At 64.6% G+C, this 18,770-nt stretch carries 17 protein-coding genes; all 17 read right to left on the reverse strand.

Annotated features, from left to right (window positions below):
- Window positions 1-33: 33 nt before the first annotated feature.
- Complete coding sequence (gene ltrA, locus ACYQ8E_RS01830; protein ID WP_066724184.1) at window positions 34-1,437, reverse strand: group II intron reverse transcriptase/maturase; 1,404 nt, start codon at window positions 1,435-1,437, stop codon at window positions 34-36.
- A gap of 514 nt (window positions 1,438-1,951) precedes the next feature.
- Window positions 1,952-2,242, reverse strand: a complete 291-nt coding sequence (locus ACYQ8E_RS01835) for a ComEA family DNA-binding protein (protein ID WP_082820203.1) — start codon at window positions 2,240-2,242, stop codon at window positions 1,952-1,954.
- Between the two features lie 180 nt (window positions 2,243-2,422).
- Window positions 2,423-4,513 (reverse strand): LPS-assembly protein LptD, encoded by a 2,091-nt coding sequence (locus tag ACYQ8E_RS01840; protein WP_066725651.1) that lies wholly within the window; start codon window positions 4,511-4,513, stop codon window positions 2,423-2,425.
- Window positions 4,510-5,802, reverse strand: a complete 1,293-nt coding sequence (locus ACYQ8E_RS01845; RefSeq protein ID WP_066725648.1) for a bifunctional folylpolyglutamate synthase/dihydrofolate synthase — start codon at window positions 5,800-5,802, stop codon at window positions 4,510-4,512. Before ACYQ8E_RS01845 ends, ACYQ8E_RS01840 begins: the two co-directional genes overlap by 4 nt.
- A gap of 88 nt (window positions 5,803-5,890) precedes the next feature.
- Window positions 5,891-6,739: an acetyl-CoA carboxylase, carboxyltransferase subunit beta gene (gene accD, locus ACYQ8E_RS01850; RefSeq protein WP_066725646.1), complete on the reverse strand. Its 849-nt coding sequence runs from the start codon at window positions 6,737-6,739 to the stop codon at window positions 5,891-5,893.
- An 18-nt stretch (window positions 6,740-6,757) separates the two neighbouring features.
- Window positions 6,758-7,525: a 3',5'-cyclic-nucleotide phosphodiesterase gene (locus ACYQ8E_RS01855; RefSeq protein ID WP_066725639.1), complete on the reverse strand. Its 768-nt coding sequence runs from the start codon at window positions 7,523-7,525 to the stop codon at window positions 6,758-6,760.
- 66 nt (window positions 7,526-7,591) lie between these two features.
- Window positions 7,592-8,398 (reverse strand): tryptophan synthase subunit alpha, encoded by an 807-nt coding sequence (gene trpA, locus ACYQ8E_RS01860; protein ID WP_066725637.1) that lies wholly within the window; start codon window positions 8,396-8,398, stop codon window positions 7,592-7,594.
- Window positions 8,399-8,456: 58 nt separating this feature from the next.
- Window positions 8,457-9,137, reverse strand: coding sequence for a uracil-DNA glycosylase (locus ACYQ8E_RS01865; protein WP_066725635.1), 681 nt, complete (start codon window positions 9,135-9,137; stop codon window positions 8,457-8,459).
- A complete protein-coding gene (locus ACYQ8E_RS01870; protein ID WP_066725632.1) occupies window positions 9,137-9,670 on the reverse strand; it encodes an SRPBCC family protein in 534 nt (177 codons plus the stop codon). The genes ACYQ8E_RS01865 and ACYQ8E_RS01870 overlap by 1 nt, the downstream gene beginning before the upstream one ends.
- A 22-nt stretch (window positions 9,671-9,692) precedes the next feature.
- On the reverse strand, window positions 9,693-10,964 hold the full coding sequence (locus ACYQ8E_RS01875; RefSeq protein WP_066725629.1) for a DEAD/DEAH box helicase: 1,272 nt from the start codon (window positions 10,962-10,964) through the stop codon (window positions 9,693-9,695).
- Window positions 10,965-11,053: 89 nt separating this feature from the next.
- Window positions 11,054-12,247: a tryptophan synthase subunit beta gene (gene trpB / locus ACYQ8E_RS01880; RefSeq protein ID WP_066725624.1), complete on the reverse strand. Its 1,194-nt coding sequence runs from the start codon at window positions 12,245-12,247 to the stop codon at window positions 11,054-11,056.
- Window positions 12,248-12,346: 99 nt separating this feature from the next.
- Entirely contained in the window at window positions 12,347-12,961 is a 615-nt protein-coding gene (locus ACYQ8E_RS01885; RefSeq protein WP_066725621.1) for a phosphoribosylanthranilate isomerase, read from the reverse strand.
- An 83-nt stretch (window positions 12,962-13,044) separates the two neighbouring features.
- Window positions 13,045-14,400, reverse strand: a complete 1,356-nt coding sequence (locus ACYQ8E_RS01890) for a TrpB-like pyridoxal phosphate-dependent enzyme (RefSeq protein ID WP_066725617.1) — start codon at window positions 14,398-14,400, stop codon at window positions 13,045-13,047.
- Window positions 14,401-14,505: 105 nt separating this feature from the next.
- Complete coding sequence (gene trpC, locus ACYQ8E_RS01895) at window positions 14,506-15,312, reverse strand: indole-3-glycerol phosphate synthase TrpC (RefSeq protein WP_066725615.1); 807 nt, start codon at window positions 15,310-15,312, stop codon at window positions 14,506-14,508.
- Window positions 15,313-15,383: 71 nt separating this feature from the next.
- Window positions 15,384-16,439 (reverse strand): anthranilate phosphoribosyltransferase, encoded by a 1,056-nt coding sequence (gene trpD, locus ACYQ8E_RS01900; protein ID WP_459859952.1) that lies wholly within the window; start codon window positions 16,437-16,439, stop codon window positions 15,384-15,386.
- Between the two features lie 105 nt (window positions 16,440-16,544).
- Window positions 16,545-17,111 (reverse strand): anthranilate synthase component II, encoded by a 567-nt coding sequence (locus ACYQ8E_RS01905; protein WP_459859954.1) that lies wholly within the window; start codon window positions 17,109-17,111, stop codon window positions 16,545-16,547.
- A gap of 124 nt (window positions 17,112-17,235) precedes the next feature.
- Window positions 17,236-18,717 carry an anthranilate synthase component I gene (gene trpE, locus ACYQ8E_RS01910; protein ID WP_066725608.1) on the reverse strand — a complete coding sequence of 494 codons (1,482 nt, stop codon included), beginning with the start codon at window positions 18,715-18,717 and terminating at the stop codon, window positions 17,236-17,238.
- Window positions 18,718-18,770 lie beyond the last annotated feature (53 nt).

Consider the following 18,770-nt stretch of genomic DNA (forward strand, 5'->3'; position numbering starts at 1 on the left):
CACCACCGTGCGTACGGTTCCGTACACGGCGGTTCACAAGGCGCTCTGAAAGCGGCGGTGCTGATCGGTCAAGCGGATCAGCCCCAAGTAGCGAAAGAAGGATGTCGGATACGCTTCATTCATGTGCGAGGCCCCTGAGTTCCACCAGGGGCCTCGCCCGTTCGTGGCCGATTTCCACGCCCGGGCTTCCGGCAATCCCCGCTGCATCAACCTCTTGGCCCGGGTATAGGGGCGCTTCCACTGTCGCCATAGAATGCAGCGCAGCTTCCGCCGCAGCCATTTGTCCAGTTCTTCGAAGATGCCTTTGACCTCCGCCAGGCGGAAGTAAGAGGCCCACCCCCGTAGCTTCGGGGTGATTTCTTTGATGACCTGAGCGAGACTGCGTCCCCTGCCCCGTCGGCAGACCTTCCTGAGTCCGGCCTTGAACCGCTTCACTCTCGACTCCGCCACTTTGAGGCGGGGTTTCTTGTGAAAGGTCATGCTGTAACCCAGAAAGACCCTTTTCCAAGGACGGTCGACGGCGCTTTTGGCGACGTTGACCTTGAGTGCCAGCCGCTCCTCCAGGAACCGGGTGAGACTGGCCATGACCCTTTGGCCGCTGCGCCTGGTCTGCACGTAAATGTTGCAGTCGTCGGCGTAGCGGCAGAAGGCGTGACCGCGCCTCTCCAGTTCCTTGTCGAACGCGTCGAGCAGGATGTTCGACAGAAGAGGTGAGAGGGGACCACCCTGCGGCGTCCCTTCCACCCTCTGCGACACAAGCCCGCCTTCGAGCACTCCGGCTTGCAGGTACCGCCGGATGAGCAGCAATACCCGCTTGTCTTCGACCTTACGGGCGACCCGCGACATGAGGATGTCGTGGTTCACCCGGTCGAAGAACTTCTCCAGGTCGATATCGACCACCCAGCGCTTGCCGTCGGCCACATGCCGACGGGCGGCTCTAACCGCCTGCCAGGCACTCCGTCCGGGACGATACCCGTAGGAGCTCTCGGAGAAGTCCGGATCGAATAGCGGCGTCAGCACCTGATGCAGCGCCTGCTGAATGAGCCGATCGCACACCGTGGGGATTCCCAGGGTGCGCACTCCCCCGTCGGGCTTCTCGATTTCCACCTTCCGCACCGGCTGGGGGCGATACGTCCCATTCAGCAACTCTTCCCTGATGGTCGGCCACTTCTCCTTGAGAAAACCGCGAAGCTCGCCCGTCGTCATCTCGTCGATGCCGGGGGCGCCCTTGTTGGCTTCCACCCGCTCTAAGGCCGCCATCATGTTCGGGCGGCTGACGACGTCTTCCATCAGCCCCCTTTCCGCTTTCGTCCAGGAAGGGTCTCTCGTTGCCGTGACGTTTGACGCACCGCTCCCATGCTCTGGCGGCTTCCGGCCGCTGCCCTCCGGGACGGCTCCCGGTATCTCGACCGGGACTTCTGCTGCTCTTGTCGTCATCGAAACGCGAGTCTCCTGAAACGACGCCTCGTGTTCGGCCCTTTGCCGGGTGGTTACTCCGGCTACTACGGCCTCTGCTGACTTCTGCCGGCCCGTCCCGACACCTTACGGTGACGGTAGCACGAGGCAGACCGACAGATCTCCCAGGGTAATGCGCGTGACCTTCCTCCCATCTACCCGCCGCATCTACAGCCCCACCCTCCCGGATGGCTATCGGGCTTTGAAGATATTGGCCTTCTCGCCCGGATGAGACTGCCTCATGCGGTTTCTGTTCGTCGGACCGGGATTTTGCCTGCGGCTTCCTTCAGATTCCACCTCGCGATGGACACCCTTGCCGTCCGGCTAGCGGTTCCCGCCATCAGGGTCCGCAGGGGACTTGCACCCCCAAGTCACTGATTCACCACCACAGTGAATCAGACAGCGCCAGTCAAGGCGCTACGCGCCATGCCTGGCGCACCAAAAAGATGCGCCCGCCGGAAGCCGGCGGGCGCACTTAGCAGCTGGAGTTGAAGGCTCAGCGCAATACGATCTGAGCACGGACCTTTTCCAGCACCTTGCTGCCGACCCCCTTGACCTTGACCAGGTCCTCGACGGTCGCAAAAGGACCGTTCTCGGTGCGGTAAGCAACGATCCGCTCGGCCGTCACTCCGCCGATACCGGGGAGGGTCTGGAGCTGTTCGGCCGTCGCCGTATTCACGTTGACGACGGTCTGGGCGGCGGTGGTGCCGTGATTTTCAGCAGCCAGTGCCGGAATGGCAGCGGCCAGAACCAGGACGGTCCACAGAATAACAACAAGTCGATACATGTTTCCCCCTCATTTTCGCGGTTAGGTGTTGACACACTCACCCGGACCGGCGACCCCCCTCCAACCCTCCTTTCCCTGGCCAATCGATTGCCGGGACCGGGGATACGAAACATGCGAGCAAAATCGGAGCCATTTTACCAAAGAGAAGGCGCGGGTCAACCGTTCCCTGACCTTCCCGGACTATTTTTGCGAATCATTCGCCGCGGCCGACCGGGTGGCGCCAAGATCGGCAACGCGCCCGATGCCGCCGAGGGAGAAGGAGACCAGCACCTCCTGGTCATCTGGGCGCTCGCGGTAGGTGATGAAGAAGCTCCAGCAGCGGGCCCGGTATTCGAGTCCGACCAGGCTCTCCAGGGCCTTGCCGGTGAGAAAGTCGTAGCGATCCTCAAGGCGCAGGTAGACCGGGTTGAGCAGGGCGGTTTCCAGGACGGCGGCGAGGTACTCGAGTTCACCGCGCCGGTTGCGGTAATCGAGGTAAAGGCTGTTGCCGGCGCTGTCCGCCAATGACCCGCGCAGGTTGTAGTCCACCAGCCGGTTCTCACCCGAATTGGTGTCGTAGCTGGCATCGAGATCGAGGTAGCTCCAGCGACTCGGCCGGATTACCGCTTCGAAGAGGAGGGGCGAAAAGGGGCGCCGGGTGTCGCCGCTGAATTCGAGTTCGCGGCGCGACTCGCGAAAATCGAAGCTTTGCGAGATGCGCAGGTAGAGGAATTCATGGTAGATGCGCTCGCCACTCTCACTCTCCAGCCGCGCCGTAAAGCGGTTGGTGAGGCCATAACTGAGGCGACTCTCCGGGCCGATGCGGTCGAGAAGGTCGAACTCCGGCAGGCTGGACTGGTCGACACTGGGGATAAAGGAATAGCCGATCTCCGGCTCGATGCTGTGCCGCAATCGTTTCACGCTCGAACCATCGATGCTGTAGATGCGGGAGAGCTGGCTCGAAGCCCGGGCGCCGAAATCGAAGAGTCCCTGACGCTGGAAGTCGTCGGCACTGGTGCTGTAGAGTCGCTCGCGGTAACCGATTTCCGGCACCAGGGCGAAGAGCGGGTTGGAGAGGAGGTCGGTGGAAAGTGCCGGGCGCAGCATGACCCGCCCCCCCTTTTCCCCCTTGCGGCGCCAGAAGTGGTCCCCCTCAAGATCGAAGCGGAGGAAGAACGGTGAATCGTCCACGCGCTCGGTAATCCCGGCCAGGCGCAGTTCCGGCAGCCGCTGCAGGGTCGCCTCGCTCTCCTGTTCGAGATCCTTGGTATAACGAAACTGGCCGGAAAGGTTGAGCTTCTCCCAGTTCCGTGCGAGGTAGAACACAGTCTGGGCCTTGTCCCGGGTGTAAATCTCGTAGGACTCGCCGAAATCGGCATAGTAGTCACGACTGCTGACAAAATCGACATCGGCCGCGAGACGCACCCCGGCGGGGAGGCTCCCCTGGTGCTGGCCGGTCAGGGAATAACGGTCGGTGCGCCCCGCCTCGGTGACATGATAACCGTGGAAGGTCCCCTGGTTGTCCTCGCCCAGGATATAGCGGTATTCGAGTCCCTTGCCGATGCCGAACTTGGACATGTAGTCGATTTCGAAGGTGGCATCGAGGTGGCGCGCCAGGACCTGGTACCAGGCCAGAGAGAACTGGGTGCCGCGACGGCTGGAAAAGCCGTAGCGCGGCATCAGCAGGCCCGACTCGCGGTCGGTTTTGGCCGGGTAGACGATATAGGGGATATAGAGGACGGGGATGTCCTTGATGTAGAAGAGGACGTGGCTGGCGCGGGCATAGCCGCCCAGGGTGACGCGGAACTCTTTGGCGCCGAACTTCCAGGAGGGGCGTTCTCCTTCACAGGTCGTGAAGGTACCGTCACTGACGCGGTATTCCTGGACCCCGAGTTTCTCTATTTCGCGGCCGGCAATGTGAAAACTCTGGCCGGCGGCAAAGGCGCGACCATTGCTGAGCAGACCGCGCCCGGTCTCCAGATTGTAGCGCAGCGCGTCTCCTTCCATGACCCCTTCGGGAGCCTTGAAGTAGACTCCGCCCGTCGCCTCGGCCTCGCCGCTGCTGCGGTTCCAGTCCATGCTCTCGGCACGCAGTTCCAGGGTGCCGCGCTTCAGGCTCACGCCACCGCCGGCATGATAGGTATCCGTCGGCTTGTCATAGCTCAATGACCCGGCGTCGAGGGAGACCGCCTCCTCACCCGCAACGGGGAGGAGTTCCTCCTGGGCGTCGGCAACCACTGCGACCAGCGTCAGGCCGAGCAGGAGCAGGAGGGTGAGTGCAGAACGAATCACGCGGGATCCTTTTGGAGAGTCAACAGATAATCCCGGGCGGCGGCGACCAGAAAGAGGGAACCGGCGACCAGCACTGTCTCTCCGGGACGGCGGTCGGCGAGGGCTGCAGCGAGGGCCGCGGCCGGCTCTTCGAAAACCGCGACCGCAGAGCCGGATGAGCGCACCGCGGCGGCAATCGCCTGCGGATCGTGCGCGGCATCGACCGGCGGCCGGGTACAGTAAAAAGCTGCGGTAAAGGGCAGCAGGGGAGCGAGGAGTTCGGTCATCGCCTTGTCGGCCTTGATACCGACCACCCAGCGCACCCCGGAGAGTTTCTCGTCGGCCAGATAATCGGCAAGGACGCGGGCACCACCTTCGTTGTGGGCCCCGTCCAGCAGAATCTCGCGCCGGTCCTGCCACCATTCCAGGCGCCCGGGCCAGCGCACCTTTGCCACGCCGGCACGCAGAGCCGCCGTCGGCAGGGGGACCCCCTGGTGGCGCAACAGGGCCGCCGCGGCGAGGGCGAGACCGAGGTTGAGCTGCTGATGCCGGCCGGGAAGACCGAATTCAAGCCCCTCCAGATCGAGGCCGAGCCCGCGGAAGGAGCTGGCACGGAGCGGACCCTGAACGTCAAAATCGCGACCGCTCAGGTAGCAGGGCGCTGCCAGGGCGGCAGCCCGCTCCTCGATCACCGCCAGCGCCTCTGGTGGCTGGGGCGCACAGACCACCGGCACCCCGGGCTTGATGATGCCGGCCTTCTCAGCGGCGATGGCGGCGAGATCGCTACCGAGGTGGCTGCCGTGGTCACGACAGAGGGAGGTGATCACGCAGAGCTGCGGCGTCACCACGTTGGTGGCATCGAGGCGCCCCCCCATGCCGGTCTCGAGGATTGCCCAGGCCACCTGGCGCCGGGCAAAGTAGAGGAGCGCCACGGCGGTGGTGAATTCGAAGAATGTCGCCGGGACGGGACCGGATCGGTCGCGGATCTCGGCCGTCAGGCTGGCGACCTCCGTCTCGGCAATCGGGACGCCGGCAACGCGAATCCGCTCGGTAAACGATTGGAGATGGGGCGACGTATAGAGCCCTGCGGCAATACCGGCGCGGTCGAAAATCTCCGCCAGTGCCGCACAGACCGAGCCCTTGCCGTTACTGCCGGCGACATGAACAGAAGCAAAGTTCTGCTGCGGCTGGCCGAGGCAATCGAGGAGCGCCCGGATATTCTCGAGGCCAAGCTTGATGCCGAAGCGCTGCAGGCCATAGAGGTAGGCGAGACTGGCGGCATAATCGGGCGCGGCAGGCGGGCTTGGCATGGGCGGCTGAAAACTCCGCCCGCCGCGGAATCGGAAAATCCTCGCGGCGGGCCAGGTGAGGCGGTCGACAGGGGTCGGCCGGAAGGAATCACTGCCGGGTGAATATCTTCAGCAGCTGGGCCAGCCGCTCTTTCATCTCGGCGCGCCGCACGATCATGTCGACCATGCCATGCTCGAGCAGATATTCGGAGCGCTGGAAACCGTCCGGGAGCTTCTGGCGGATCGTCTGCTCAATGACTCGCGGGCCGGCAAAACCGATCAGCGCACGCGGCTCGGCCATATTGATATCACCGAGCATGGCGAAGCTGGCGGTGACCCCGCCGGTGGTCGGGTCGGTCAGAACTGAGACAAAGGGGATCCCGGCCTTCTTCAGTTTGGCCAGCGCGGCGCTGGTCTTGGCCATCTGCATCAGCGAGAGGATACTCTCCTGCATGCGCGCCCCGCCGGAGGAGGAGAAGATGATCACCGGGGCCTGCTTCTCCAGGCCGCGCTCGATGGCACGGGTGATCTTCTCACCGACCACCGAGCCCATACTGCCGCCCATGAACCCGAAGTCGAAGACCCCGATGACGACCGGCAGCCCTTCGAGAAGCCCTTCACCGCAGAGGATCGCATCTCCCGGGCCGCTCTTCTTGACGGCGGCGCGGATCCGGTCCTTGTATTTCTTTGAATCCTTGAAGTTGAGAAAATCGACCGACTCCATCGCGCCATCCATTTCGGCGAAGGTGTCGTCATCCAGGATCAGGGCGATGCGCTCCCGGGCGCTGATCCGGAAATGGTAGTCGCACTTCGGGCAGACGTTGAGATTGCGCTCGATCTCCTTGCTGTAGATGATTTCATTACAGTTCTTGCACTTGGTCCAGAGCCCTTCGGGCATCTGCACCTTCTTGAATTCCACCGGCGTCAAAGGCGCCTTCGATTTTTTGAACCAGGCCATATTTTTACCTCTTGGTGTTCAGCAGAGCTGGAATTCCTCGTCGCCGTACAGGATTTGCAGGCGCGGGTCATTCAGTGCCGCCAGTTCCGTGCGCAGTTCGTCGAGAAACTGGGGCTTCATATGGAAAATCCCGACCGGAACTTCCGGTCGACCAAGCTTGACCAGTTCGCCGGCCAGCATCGACGGGGTGAGGTGCCCGCTGATCCGCGCCAGATCGGCAAGCCGGTCGGGGAAGGAGGTTTCGATGAACGCCAGCTTCAGCTGCGGGCACTCCCGGGCCAGAGTCCAGAGCTCCTCGGTTACCGAGGTATCCCCCGAATAGAGGAAGCCGGCGTTGGCGTCCTGCAGACAGTAGCCGACGGTGTGAACCGGATGGGCGGTCCGGGCCCAGCGCACCGTCAGCCCGGCAATTTCACAGCTCCCCGTCTCCGGCAGGGGGTATAGCTCGAGAATCGGCGCCTCCCGGCTCGGCAGACGGGTGAAGTCCGGCCAGGTCGCGTTGTTGAAGAGGTGCTCATGCAGGTCGGCCAGGACCGGCTGCGGTCCCCAGACCCGCAGCGGCTTCTTCCGGATCGGCATGATGTTGTCGACCAGAAAAGCGAGGTCGACGGTATGGTCGAGATGGGCGTGGGTCAGCAGGACATCTTCGATCGCCATCTGCTCGTCCTGGCCAAGGACCGAGGTGATGGTGCCGGCGTCGACCAGCAGGGTCTTGTTGAGGAGCAGGCTGCTGGTATGAATACCCGGGATTCGGGAACCGAAACTGCCGAGAACACGAATATGCATCAATGCCACCTCACCGGTCGTATCCAGCAGAAGACCGCATCCTGTCGCCTGTCGATCCAGGCAGGGTCATGCCGGGGGGTTCCCCAGTCCGGCCTTGAGGCCGGAGACGAAGCGCCGGACCTCGGGCAACAGTTCCGCCGAGGCGCCGCAGGACTCAATGATTCGCACCAGCGCGCTCCCAACCACGACACCATCGGCAAAGCGTCCGATGGCAGCGGCGTCCGCGGCCGTGGTGATGCCGAAGCCAACCGCCACCGGCACCGGGCTCTGGGCCCGCAGGGCAGCCACGGCGTCAGCGATCGCCGCGGCATCGACCGCCTGGCTGCCGGTGACCCCGGTCATCGACACGTAATAGAGGTACCCTTCACCGGTCGCGGCGAGGCGGGCCAGGCGCTGCGGCGGCGTGGTCGGCGCGAGCAGGGTGATCAGCCGCAGATCGGCCGCCGCCAAGGCGTCATGGATTTCCGCCGACTCCTCCGGCGGCAGATCGACCAGCAGCACGCCGTCCACCCCGGCAGTCGCGGCATCACGGGCAAACCGCTCGGCGCCGTAGCGAAAGACCGGGTTGAAATACCCCATCAGCACGATCGGCACGTTGGTATGCTGGCGCACCCGGGAAACCATCTGCAGTACGCCGGAGAGGGTCGTCCCGGCGGCCAGGGCACGCTCCGAAGCCGCCTGGATCGTCGGTCCGTCTGCCATCGGGTCGGAGAAGGGAACGCCCAGCTCGATGATATCCGCTCCCGCCTCGACCATAGCATGGATCAGAGTTTCACTGATCGCCAGGCTCGGATCGCCGGCGGTGATAAATGGAATCAGCGCGGTCTCGCCGGCCGCCCGCAGGCGGGCGAAAGTCGCTTCAATACGCCCCATGGTCAGACCTCTGCTCCAAATTCAAATTGGGTCAGTCTAGTCGAAGCCCCTCCCCTTTTCAACCGTTTTCTCCATCCGCCAGCCGGCGGGCGAGGTCCAGCAATTCCAGGAACATCGCGGCGTGCATCCGCCCGGTCTGGACATTGTAGCGGCTGGTATGGTAACTCGCCAGCAGCCACAAGCCGCCAGAGAGCCGGCACCGGGCACCGTGCGCGAAGGGGTGGTCCGCCAGTCGACCGACCGTCCCGGCCGCCTGGAAATGGCGCAGCAGCGTCATCCAGGCGCCTTGGCCGAGGGCGATGATCACCTGCAGCTGCGGCAGGCTGGCCAGCTCTTCGGCGAGAAAGGGGCGGCAGCTGGCGAACTCTTCCGGTCGCGGCAGATTACCGGGCGGCAGACACTTTACCGCGTTGGTGAGGTAGAGATCGTGCAGGGCAAGCCCGTCGTCACGATCGATCGCCTCCCCCTGGCTCGCCAGACCGGCCTGGTGCAGGAGCGGGTACATGAAGAGACCGGCGCCATCACCGGTGAAGGGTCGGCCGGTGCGATTAGCGCCGTGGGCCCCCGGGGCAAGGCCGACCAGGCAGAAGCGGGCCTCGGGATCGCCGAAGCCGGGGACCGGGCGATTCCAGTAGGCGTCGCGGTCGAGGCCCTTGCGCGGGGGGAGTTGAGCCATGCACTGGACCAGCCGCGGGCAGCGGGTACAGGTGGCCAGCCCCGGCAGGTCGGCGCCGAGCATCAGCTCCGCGGCGCGGCCGCGCCAGCCGCATTGGCGCGACTTTCCAGCTGGGCGGCCAGGGCGTCGAGGAGGCGCTGCTGGTAGCTGCTGAAGGCCTCCCGACCGGTCGCCCGGGCCAGGATCGCCTGCGGCCCGAGGATGGAACTGGTCACAACCACGGTGGTCCCCGCAGCAGTCGGCCGCAGTTCGAAGCGCGTCACGGTGCGGCTGCCGAGAACCCCGGGCCGGCTCCAGGCGAGTTCCCGCGCCGGGAGGACGGTGACAACCTGTGCCAGGGAGCGCTCCGGATCCCCCTTCAGGCCCAGTCGAATTTCGGTGCCGGGGAGTAGCTGGGCGTTCACTTCGGCCGTTTCCAGGCCCGGCCACCAGCGCGGCCAGGCCCAGACCTCGGCCACTTCCCGCCAGACCTTGGCGGGCGGGAAGGCAACCTCGCGACTGCTCGTCACATCGAGACGGCTGTCCCGGGAAAAGACCAGGAACCCGCCGCCGGCGAGGGCGAGCAAAACCAGGACGACTGTCAGTTTTTTCAACATCGGATAACTCCTCCGGTCAACCTCAATTCGGGCCCTTGCCGCCACGGCGTTTCGGTCCGCGCCGGCGCGGGCGCTTGTCGCCGTGACCATGACCGGCCTGCTTTTCCGGCACCGGCGCCTTGCGATGGGTCGGCGCGCTCCGCTTGTAATCCCGGACGAAGTCCTCCTCCTCCGGAAAGGTGCTCGGGATCTTGCGGCCGATATACTCCTCGATGTCGGGGAGGTGGAAGACGAGATCCTCGTCGGCAAAGCTGATCGCCTTGCCAGCGGCACCGGCCCGGGCGGTACGGCCGATACGGTGGACGTAGTCGTCGGCATCCTGGGGCAGGTCATAATTGACGACATGGGTCACGTCATCGACATGAATCCCCCGGGAAGCGACATCGGTGGCAACGAGGAAGTTGAGCCGGCTCTCCTTGAAATCCTCGAGGATGCGCATCCGCTTGCGCTGCGGGATGTCGCCGGAAATCACCGCGGCCTTGAAATCGTTCGCCTTGAGGCGCTCGGCGAGATGCTCCCCCTCGCGCTTGGTGTTGACGAAGAGGAGGATTCGCTGCGGTTGCGGCTCTTTGCGGAGCAGGCCGAGCAGGAGCGGGAACTTCTCGCGCCGGCCAACGTGGTAGAGAACCTGTTCGACCCGGTCGGCGGTGATCTTCTCCGGCTCGATCCGCACCTTCTCGGCCAGGTCCATGAACTCGTAGGCGAGCTCCATCACCCGCGGCGAGAGGGTCGCCGAAAAGAGCATCGTCTGCCGCTCTTCAAAAGGGGGGAGCTTGCGCAGGATATAACGCAGGTCCTTGATGAACCCCATGTCGAACATGCGGTCGGCCTCGTCGATGACCACCGCCTCGATGCTGTTGAAGGAGAAGACCCGCTGCTTGGCGTAGTCGATCAGCCGGCCCGGGGTCGCGACGATGATGTCGACGCCGTCCTTGAGCGCCTGGCGCTGCTTGTCGTAATCGACCCCGCCAAAGATCGCCTCGACGCGGAAGGGGCAGCCGACCCCGAGCCCCTTGGCGTCCTCGCAGATCTGCATCACCAGTTCCCGGGTCGGGGCGAGCACCAGCGCCCGGGGGTCGCGGCCGCTACCCCGGTCACTGCGCAGCAGGCGGGTAAAGAGGGAGATCAAAAAGGCCGCGGTCTTGCCGGTCCCCGTCTGCGCCTGGGCGGCGACATCCTTGCCGGCGAGAGCGAGGGGGATCGACTCCTCCTGGACCGGGGTAAGCTCGGTGAAGCCGACCGCCGCGACTCCCTTCAGGACCTCGGCGGGCAGATTCAGTTCGGTGAATTTCATGAATACTCCAGGAATGCGGGACGCGGGGATGCGGGACGGGAACAGGCGGGTTGTCCGCGTTCCTCGTCCGGCGTTCCTCGTCCCGGAATTTACAATTCGACGCCCATGGCTTCGGCCACGGTATGAATATCCTTGTCGCCGCGCCCGGAGAGACAGACGACGATCGACTGCTCCCGGCTCATGGTCGGTGCGAGCTTGAGGAGATGGGCAATGGCATGGGCACTCTCCAGGGCGGGGATAATCCCCTCCAGCCGCGTCAGCAGCTGGAACCCATTGAGGGCCTCCTGATCGGTGATCGAAACATATTCGGCCCGCCCCAGGCTCTTGAGATGGGCGTGCTCGGGACCGACCCCGGGGTAATCGAGCCCGGCGGAGATCGAATGGGCGTGCTCGATCTGGCCGTCGTCATTCTGCAGCAGGAAGGTCTTGTTGCCGTGCAGCACCCCCACCGAGCCGGCGCCGATCGAGGCGGCATGTTTGCCCGAATCGATGCCGAGGCCGGCGGCCTCGACGCCGATCAGGCGCACCGAGCTGTCGCCGACAAAGGGATAGAAGAGCCCCATGGCGTTGCTGCCGCCGCCGATGCAGGCCACCGCCGCGTCGGGGAGGCGTCCTTCCTGCTCCAGAATCTGTTCCCTGGTCTCCTTGCCGATCACCGCCTGGAAGTCACGCACCAGCTCCGGGTAGGGATGCGGACCGGCGACGGTGCCGATGACGTAGAAGGTATCGCGGACATGGGTCACCCAGTGGCGCAGGGCGTCGTTCATGGCGTCCTTGAGGGTCGCCGTGCCACTGGTGACGCCGTGGACCTTCGCCCCGAGCAGCTTCATGCGAAAGACGTTGAGGGACTGGCGCCGGATATCCTCGGTCCCCATGAAAACCTGGCACTCCATGCCGAAGAGCGCCGCCACGGTCGCGGTCGCCACGCCATGCTGGCCGGCGCCGGTCTCGGCGATCACCTTCTTCTTCCCCATGCGCCGCGCCAGCAGAATCTGGCCGACGGTGTTGTTGACCTTGTGGGCGCCGGTATGGTTGAGGTCCTCGCGCTTGAGGTAGATCTTCGCCCCGCCGCAGTGCTCGGTGAGGCGCCGGGCGAAATAGAGGGGGCTCGGCCGGCCGACGAAATCCTTCAGCCAGTAGGCCAGTTCCTCGTGGAAGGCCGGATCGGCCTGCGCCTCGCGGTAGGCCGCTTCGAGTTCGAGCAGCGCCGGCATCAGCGTCTCGGCGACGTAGCGGCCACCGAACTCGCCGAAATGGCCTTTATCATCGGGAAAGTTGTACATCCTAGACAACCTCGAAGGGGTAGAGTGCAGGTTGGGTAGAGCAAAGCGAAACCCAACAAAATTTCCTTTATACCACCGGCATGTTGGGTTTCATAGTATTCAACCCAACCTACGTGCCGCATCGATAAAGGCCGCGACCTTCGCCGGGTCCTTGCGCCCCGGCGCCGCCTCGACGCCGCTCGAGACATCGACCGCATAGGGGCGCACGGCGCGGATCGCATCGGCGACGTTCTCCGGGGTGAGTCCGCCGGCGAGGATCACCGGCCGCTGGCGGGCGACCGCGGCCGCCAGCTCCCAGTTGAAGAGGTGACCGGTCCCGCCGTAGCTTCCCTTGACCCAGGAATCGAGCATCAGCGCCGCAACCGCGTAGTCGTCATGTCGGGCGAGGCTCGCCGCATCCTTGACCCGCAGCGCCTTGATCGTTCGACGGGGGGTAAAATCACAATCGTCCGGCCCCTCGTCGCCATGCAGCTGGATCACATCGAGACCGCAAAAATCGGCAACCTCTTCGACCTGTTCCGGGTCGGCATTGACGAAGAGGCCGACCGTGGTGACAAAGGGCGGCAGCTGCCGGATGATTTTCGCGGCGCTTCCCGGGTCGATGCAGCGCGGGCTCTCCTCGTAAAAGACGAAACCGAGCGCATCAACCCCGCAGGCACAGGCATGCAGGGCGTCTTCCAGGCTGGTGATGCCGCAGATTTTGACTTTAATCATAAAAAACCTGGGACGTGGAGCGGGGGACGCGAACGGGCAAGGCCAAGGTCTTCCCCGTCCCGCGTCCCGCGTTCCCCATCCCCCTAAGCTTCCACCTTGGGCAGGTGGGCCAACGATTCCTTGATCGCTTCTTCCGGGTACTCGTAATCGGTGAGCTTGCCGGCAAAAAAGTCATCATAGGCGGCCATATCGACGTGGCCGTGCCCGGAGAGGTTGAAAAGGATGGTCCGCTCCTTCCCCTCTTCCTTGGCCTGCAGTGCCTCGTCGACGGCACCGCGGATGGCGTGGCTCGATTCGGGAGCGGGGATGATCCCCTCGCTGCGCGAGAAGAGGACTGCCGCCTCGAAACAGGCGAGCTGATGCACCGCCTTCGCCTCGACGACGCCGGCGTGCACCAGCTGCGAGACGAGGGGCGAAGCGCCGTGGTAGCGCAGGCCGCCGGCGTGGATCCCCGGCGGCATGAAGTCGTGGCCAAGGGTGTACATCTTCGCCACCGGCGCCATCTTCGCCGTGTCGCCGAAGTCGAAGGCGTAGACGCCGCGCGACAGGGTCGGGCAGCTCGCCGGCTCGAGAGCGACGACGCGCACCTGCTTGCCGTTCGCCTTGTCGGCGACGAAGGGGAAGCCGATACCGGCGAAGTTGGAACCGCCGCCATGGCAGCCGATGACGACGTCCGGGTAATCGCCGACCAGGGCGAGCTGCTCCTTCGCCTCAATGCCGATCACCGTCTGGTGCAGGCAGACATGGTTGAGGACGCTCCCCAGCGCGTAGCGGGTGTCGTCACGGGTGGCGGCATCCTCCACCGCCTCGCTGATGGCAATCCCGAGGGAGCCGTTGCTGTCGGGATGCTCGGCCAGGATCGAGCGGCCGGCGCCCGTCTGGTTCGACGGCGAAGGGATGACGTTGGCGCCCCAGAGCTGCATCATGCTCTTGCGGTACGGCTTCTGGTTGTAGGAGACCTTGACCATGTAGACGGTACACTCGAGGCCGAACATCTGGCAGGCGAGGGCAATCGACGACCCCCACTGGCCGGCGCCGGTCTCGCTGGCAATCCGCTTGGTGCCGCCGATTTTATTGTAGTAGGCCTGCGGAATCGCCGTGTTCGGCTTGTGACTGCCAGCCGGAGAGACCCCTTCGTACTTGTAGTAGATTTTCGCCGGGGTGCCGAGGGCCTTCTCCAGGCGATGGGCGCGAAAGAGGGGGGACGGCCGCCAGAGGCGATAGATCTCCCGCACCTCCTCGGGGATCTCGATCCAGCGCTGCTGGGAGACCTCCTGCTCGATCAGCCCCATCGGGAAGAGCGGCAGCAGGTCATCGGGTGAGACCGGTTGCATCGTCCCGGGGTGGATGACTGGCGCCAGCGGACCCGGCATGTCGGGGATGATGTTGTACCACTGCTTCGGAATGCGGTCTTCGGGGAGCAGGATCTTGGTGCGCATAATCTCTTCCTTTCCGTCAGGAATTTTGAATTGCGAATTATAAATTTTGAATTTTTCTGATGTTTTTTCATTCAAAATTCAAAATTCAAAATTCAAAATTGAGGTCTATCCTCCCAGCAGTTCGTCCAATTTGCTGCCGATATCCGCTTCCCGCATCAGGCTTTCGCCGACCAGGAAGGCGCCGGCGCCGGCCGCCAGCAGGCGCTCGACATCGGCACGACTGTGGATGCCGCTCTCGGCGACGATCAGCCGCTCCGGCGGCACCCGTTGCGCCAGACGCTCGGTGGTGGCGAGGTCGGTGACGAAGCTGCGCAGCGAGCGGTTGTTGATGCCGATCAGCTCGCAGTCGGTCTGCAGCGCCCGCTCCAACTCCGCCTCGTCGTGAACCTCGAGCAGCACATCGAGCTTCAGCTCGGCGGCCAGGGCGGCGAAATCACGCAGCTGCTGCAGATCGAGCAGCGCTGCGATCAGCAGCACCGCGTCGGCGCCGTAGGCGCGCGCCTCAACGATCTGGTAGGGGTCGCAGATGAAGTCCTTGCGCAGCAGCGGCAGGCCGACCGCCTCGCGGATCAGCCCGAGATAGTTCAGATGGCCGAGGAAGAACTTCTCGTCGGTGAGGACCGAGAGGCAGGTGGCGCCGTGGGCCTGGTAGGTCTCGGCGATTTCCAGCGGATCGAAGTCGGCACGGATCACCCCCTTCGAGGGGGAGCCCTTCTTGACTTCGGCGATCAGCGCCGTCCCCCCCGATTCGGCCATCGTCCGCAGCGCCCGGGCGAAACCGCGGGGGGTATCCTCGACCAGTTCGAGCCGCTGGCGCAACCGCTCGATGGGAAACTTCGCCTTGGCGGCGGCGACCTCTTCGCGCTTGTGGGCGACGATCTGCTGCAGGATGTCAGGGGTACTGGCGGTCATCAATTATCCGTGGGAAGAGAGGGTCAAAACCAGCCTCAGGCGACGCTGCGCCGTCCCGTGAGAAATGCCGTTCAGACCTCATTGGTCAGTGCTGCCAATTTTTCGACCTGCGCCAGCGCCCGACCGGAATCGATCGCCTCGGCCGCCAGTTTCAGGCCTTCCGCCGGCGTCGCGACCTTGCCGGCGGCGACCAGGGCAAAGGCGGCGTTGAGCAGCACCACGTCGCGCTTCGGCCCCCCTTCGCCGGCGAGAACGCCGCGCACGATCAGGGCGTTCCCTTTTGCGTCACCACCGCGCAGGTCGTTCATCGAACAGCGCTTGAAACCGAAGGTCTCCGGCTCGATCCTGCCGAGGCTGACCCCCTCGGCGGTAACGGTGGCGATCGCCGTCGGGGCGGTCAGGGTGATCTCGTCCATGCCATCGAGACCGTGGACGACGAAGCCGCGCCGGCAGCCGAGATTGTGCAGCACCTGCGCCAGCGGCTGCACCAGCTCTTCGCGGTAGACCCCCATCACCTGGCAGTCGGCCTTGGCCGGGTTGGTCAGCGGGCCGAGAATGTTGAAGATGGTGCGGATACCGATCTCCTTGCGCGGGCCGATGGCGTACTTCATCGCCCCGTGCAGGGCCGGGGCGAAGAGGAAACCGAGACCGATCTTGTCGATACAGGCCTCGACCACCGCCGGGGAGACGTCGAGGTTGACCCCCAGCGCTTCAAGGACATCGGCGCTACCGCAACTCGACGAGACCGAGCGGTTGCCGTGCTTGGCGACCTTGACCCCGCAGGCAGAGACGACGAAGGAGACGCTGGTCGAGATGTTGAAGGTGTTGGTGCCGTCGCCGCCGGTGCCGACGACATCGAGGATCGTCTCCTGGTCGATGTTGATTTCGTCACGGTCGAGGTCGAGGACATTGCGGCCGACCCGGATCGGCGTCGCCCGGTCGCGCATCACCCGGGCGGCGCCGGTGATCTCGGCCACTGTCTCCCCCTTCATGCGCAGGGCAGTGATGAAGGCGCCGATCTGCGCCGGCGTCGCCGCGCCGCCCATGACCTGGTCCATGACCCCGATCATCTCGGCTTCGCTCAAATCCTGTCGTTCAACCACCTTGGCAATCGCCGCCTTGATCATGACGCACTCCCTCAGCCAGGCTGATAAATGGAGGAGAAGGGGATGGGAAAGGCCCGTTGGCGCCCCTCAACTCCCACGTCCCACGCACTCCCGTCCCGGTCCGTGCTAGCTCAAATCGAGAAAATTCTTCAGCAGCCGCTTCCCCTCCACCGTGAGGATCGACTCGGGATGGAATTGCACCCCCCAGAGCGGCAGTTCGCGGTGTTCCAGGCCCATGATCTCGGTATACCTGGTCCAGGCGGTTACCTTGAGGCAGGCCGGCAGGCTCTCCCGTTCGACCACCAGGGAGTGGTAGCGGGTCGCCTCGAAGGGGTTGGAGAGTCCCCGGAAGATCCCCTCCTGTTCATGGTAGATGGCGCTGGTCTTGCCGTGCATCAGGCTTCTGGCACGGATGATCCGCCCGCCGAAGGCCTGGCCGATCGACTGGTGGCCGAGACAGACGCCGAGGATCGGCAACTTGCCGGCGAAGGCCTGGATCGCCGCCACCGAGATCCCCGCTTCCGAGGGGGAGCAGGGGCCGGGGGAGACGACCAGCCGCCGCGGCTTTCTGCGGGCGATCTCCTCGACGGTGATCTTGTCGTTGCGGTGCACCTCCACCTCGGCGCCCAGTTCCCGGAAGTACTGGACGATGTTGTAGGTAAAGGAGTCGTAGTTGTCGATCATCAAGAGCATAAGAGGCCTCGGGACGGGAGCCGGGGGACGGGAACGAACTGTTCACCAACCCGGCACCCGTTATGAATATCGATTCTGCCCTGGCCCCTTCGCGCGCCGCACTTCGCGTCCCGCGTCCCGGCCGTTACTCCAACCCGTTGCGCGCCAGTTCGATGGCGCTGATCACGCCGCGCGCCTTGTTGAGGGTCTCCTGGTACTCGGCAGCAGGGTCGGAATCGGCGACGATGCCGGCCCCGGCCTGGACGTGAACCGTCTCCCCCTGCACTACCAGGGTGCGAATGGCAATGGCCAGGTCCATGTTGCCGGTGTAGGAGATGTAGCCGACGGCGCCGCCGTAGATCTCCCGCCGGCACGGCTCAAGCTCGTCGATGATCTCCATGGCGCGGATTTTCGGCGCCCCGGAGAGAGTCCCGGCCGGGAAGGTGGCGCGGAAGAGGTCGAAGGCATCCCGCCCCTCTTCCAGCGTACCGCGCACGTTGGAGACGATGTGCATGACGTGGGAGTAGCGCTCGATCACCTTCAGTTCGCTGACCTGGACGCTGCCGGTGCGGCAGACCCGGCCGAGGTCGTTGCGCCCGAGGTCGACCAGCATGATGTGCTCGGCACACTCCTTGGGATCGGCGAGCAGCTCCCGCTCCAGGCTCCGGTCCTCCTCCGGGGTGGCACCACGGGGCCGGGTGCCCGCAATGGGACGCACCTCGACCCGCTCCCCCTCCTTGCGCACCAGCACCTCGGGAGAGGCGCCGACCACCAGGGTGGCACCGAAGCGGAGGAAGAACATGTAGGGCGAAGGGTTGATGGTGCGCAGCGCCCGGTAGACATCGAAGGGCTCGGCGGCGAGCTGGCCGGAGAAGCGCTGGGAGAGGACGACCTGGATGATGTCGCCGGCGCGGACGTACTCCTTGCAGCGCTCGACGGCGTCCATGAAGCCCGCGCGGCTGAAGTTGGGCTGCAAGGGCCGGCCCTGCCCTTTGCCGGCGATTGGCGGGTCAGCCGGGAGCGGCCGGCGCAGGCGGGCGAGGAGGGCGTCGATGGCGACCTGGCCGCGGCGGTAGGCGAGCTCAGGGTCCTCGCCTTCCTGGAGGTGGACATTGCAGACCACCTTGATCTTCTGCGCCATGCTGTCGAAGATCAGCAGCTGCCCGGTAAGGAGAAAGCAGGCGTCCCAGGTATCGATCTGGCGCGGGTTGGCGTCGGGGAGCTCCTCGACGTAACGCACCATGTCGTATCCGAGATAACCGACCGCCCCGCCGAAAAAACGGGGCAGACCGGGGAGCTGGACCGGGCGGTAGGGGGCGAGAAAAGCCTGCAGTTCGACCAGCGGGTCGTCACACTCGCCGCTCTGCAGCAGCTCTTCCCCGTCCAGGATCTCGAAATAGCGCCCCTTGCTACGAAAGAGCTTGACCGGGCCGCTGCCGAGGAAAGAGTAGCGACCCCACTTTTCCCCCCCCTCGATACTCTCGAGGAGAAAAGCGGTGCGTCCATCATCGATCTTGCGAAAGGCCGAAACCGGGGTTTCCATGTCGGCGAGGATTTCCCGGTAAAGCGGGACCAGGTTCCCCGTAGCAGCATGGGCACGGAATTCGTCGAGGCTGGGACAATACATGGAGACTCTCGGGGACGGCAACCAGCGGAATTGACCGGATTTTAGGTGGGCAA

This window comes from Desulfuromonas carbonis, assembly GCF_054658035.1.

Bases quoted from the DNA above. Each gene is read 5' to 3' on its own strand.
- ACYQ8E_RS01835 (WP_082820203.1), bottom strand. From the start codon at position 2,242: ATGTATCGACTTGTTGTTATTCTGTGGACCGTCCTGGTTCTGGCCGCT.
- ACYQ8E_RS01905 (WP_459859954.1), bottom strand. From the start codon at position 17,111: ATGCTCTTGATGATCGACAACTACGACTCCTTTACCTACAACATCGTC.
- ACYQ8E_RS01845 (WP_066725648.1), bottom strand. From the start codon at position 5,802: ATGCCAAGCCCGCCTGCCGCGCCCGATTATGCCGCCAGTCTCGCCTAC.
- ACYQ8E_RS01875 (WP_066725629.1), bottom strand. From the start codon at position 10,964: ATGAAATTCACCGAACTGAATCTGCCCGCCGAGGTCCTGAAGGGAGTC.
- trpE (WP_066725608.1), bottom strand. From the start codon at position 18,717: ATGTATTGTCCCAGCCTCGACGAATTCCGTGCCCATGCTGCTACGGGG.
- accD (WP_066725646.1), bottom strand. From the start codon at position 6,739: ATGGCCTGGTTCAAAAAATCGAAGGCGCCTTTGACGCCGGTGGAATTC.
- ACYQ8E_RS01885 (WP_066725621.1), bottom strand. From the start codon at position 12,961: ATGATTAAAGTCAAAATCTGCGGCATCACCAGCCTGGAAGACGCCCTG.
- ACYQ8E_RS01865 (WP_066725635.1), bottom strand. From the start codon at position 9,137: ATGCTCGGCGCCGACCTGCCGGGGCTGGCCACCTGTACCCGCTGCCCG.
- trpA (WP_066725637.1), bottom strand. From the start codon at position 8,398: ATGGGGCGTATTGAAGCGACTTTCGCCCGCCTGCGGGCGGCCGGCGAG.
- ltrA (WP_066724184.1), bottom strand. From the start codon at position 1,437: ATGACGACAAGAGCAGCAGAAGTCCCGGTCGAGATACCGGGAGCCGTC.
- ACYQ8E_RS01855 (WP_066725639.1), bottom strand. From the start codon at position 7,525: ATGCATATTCGTGTTCTCGGCAGTTTCGGTTCCCGAATCCCGGGTATT.
- ACYQ8E_RS01890 (WP_066725617.1), bottom strand. From the start codon at position 14,400: ATGCGCACCAAGATCCTGCTCCCCGAAGACCGCATTCCGAAGCAGTGG.
- trpB (WP_066725624.1), bottom strand. From the start codon at position 12,247: ATGTACAACTTTCCCGATGATAAAGGCCATTTCGGCGAGTTCGGTGGC.
- trpD (WP_459859952.1), bottom strand. From the start codon at position 16,439: ATGATCAAGGCGGCGATTGCCAAGGTGGTTGAACGACAGGATTTGAGC.
- trpC (WP_066725615.1), bottom strand. From the start codon at position 15,312: ATGACCGCCAGTACCCCTGACATCCTGCAGCAGATCGTCGCCCACAAG.
- ACYQ8E_RS01870 (WP_066725632.1), bottom strand. From the start codon at position 9,670: ATGTTGAAAAAACTGACAGTCGTCCTGGTTTTGCTCGCCCTCGCCGGC.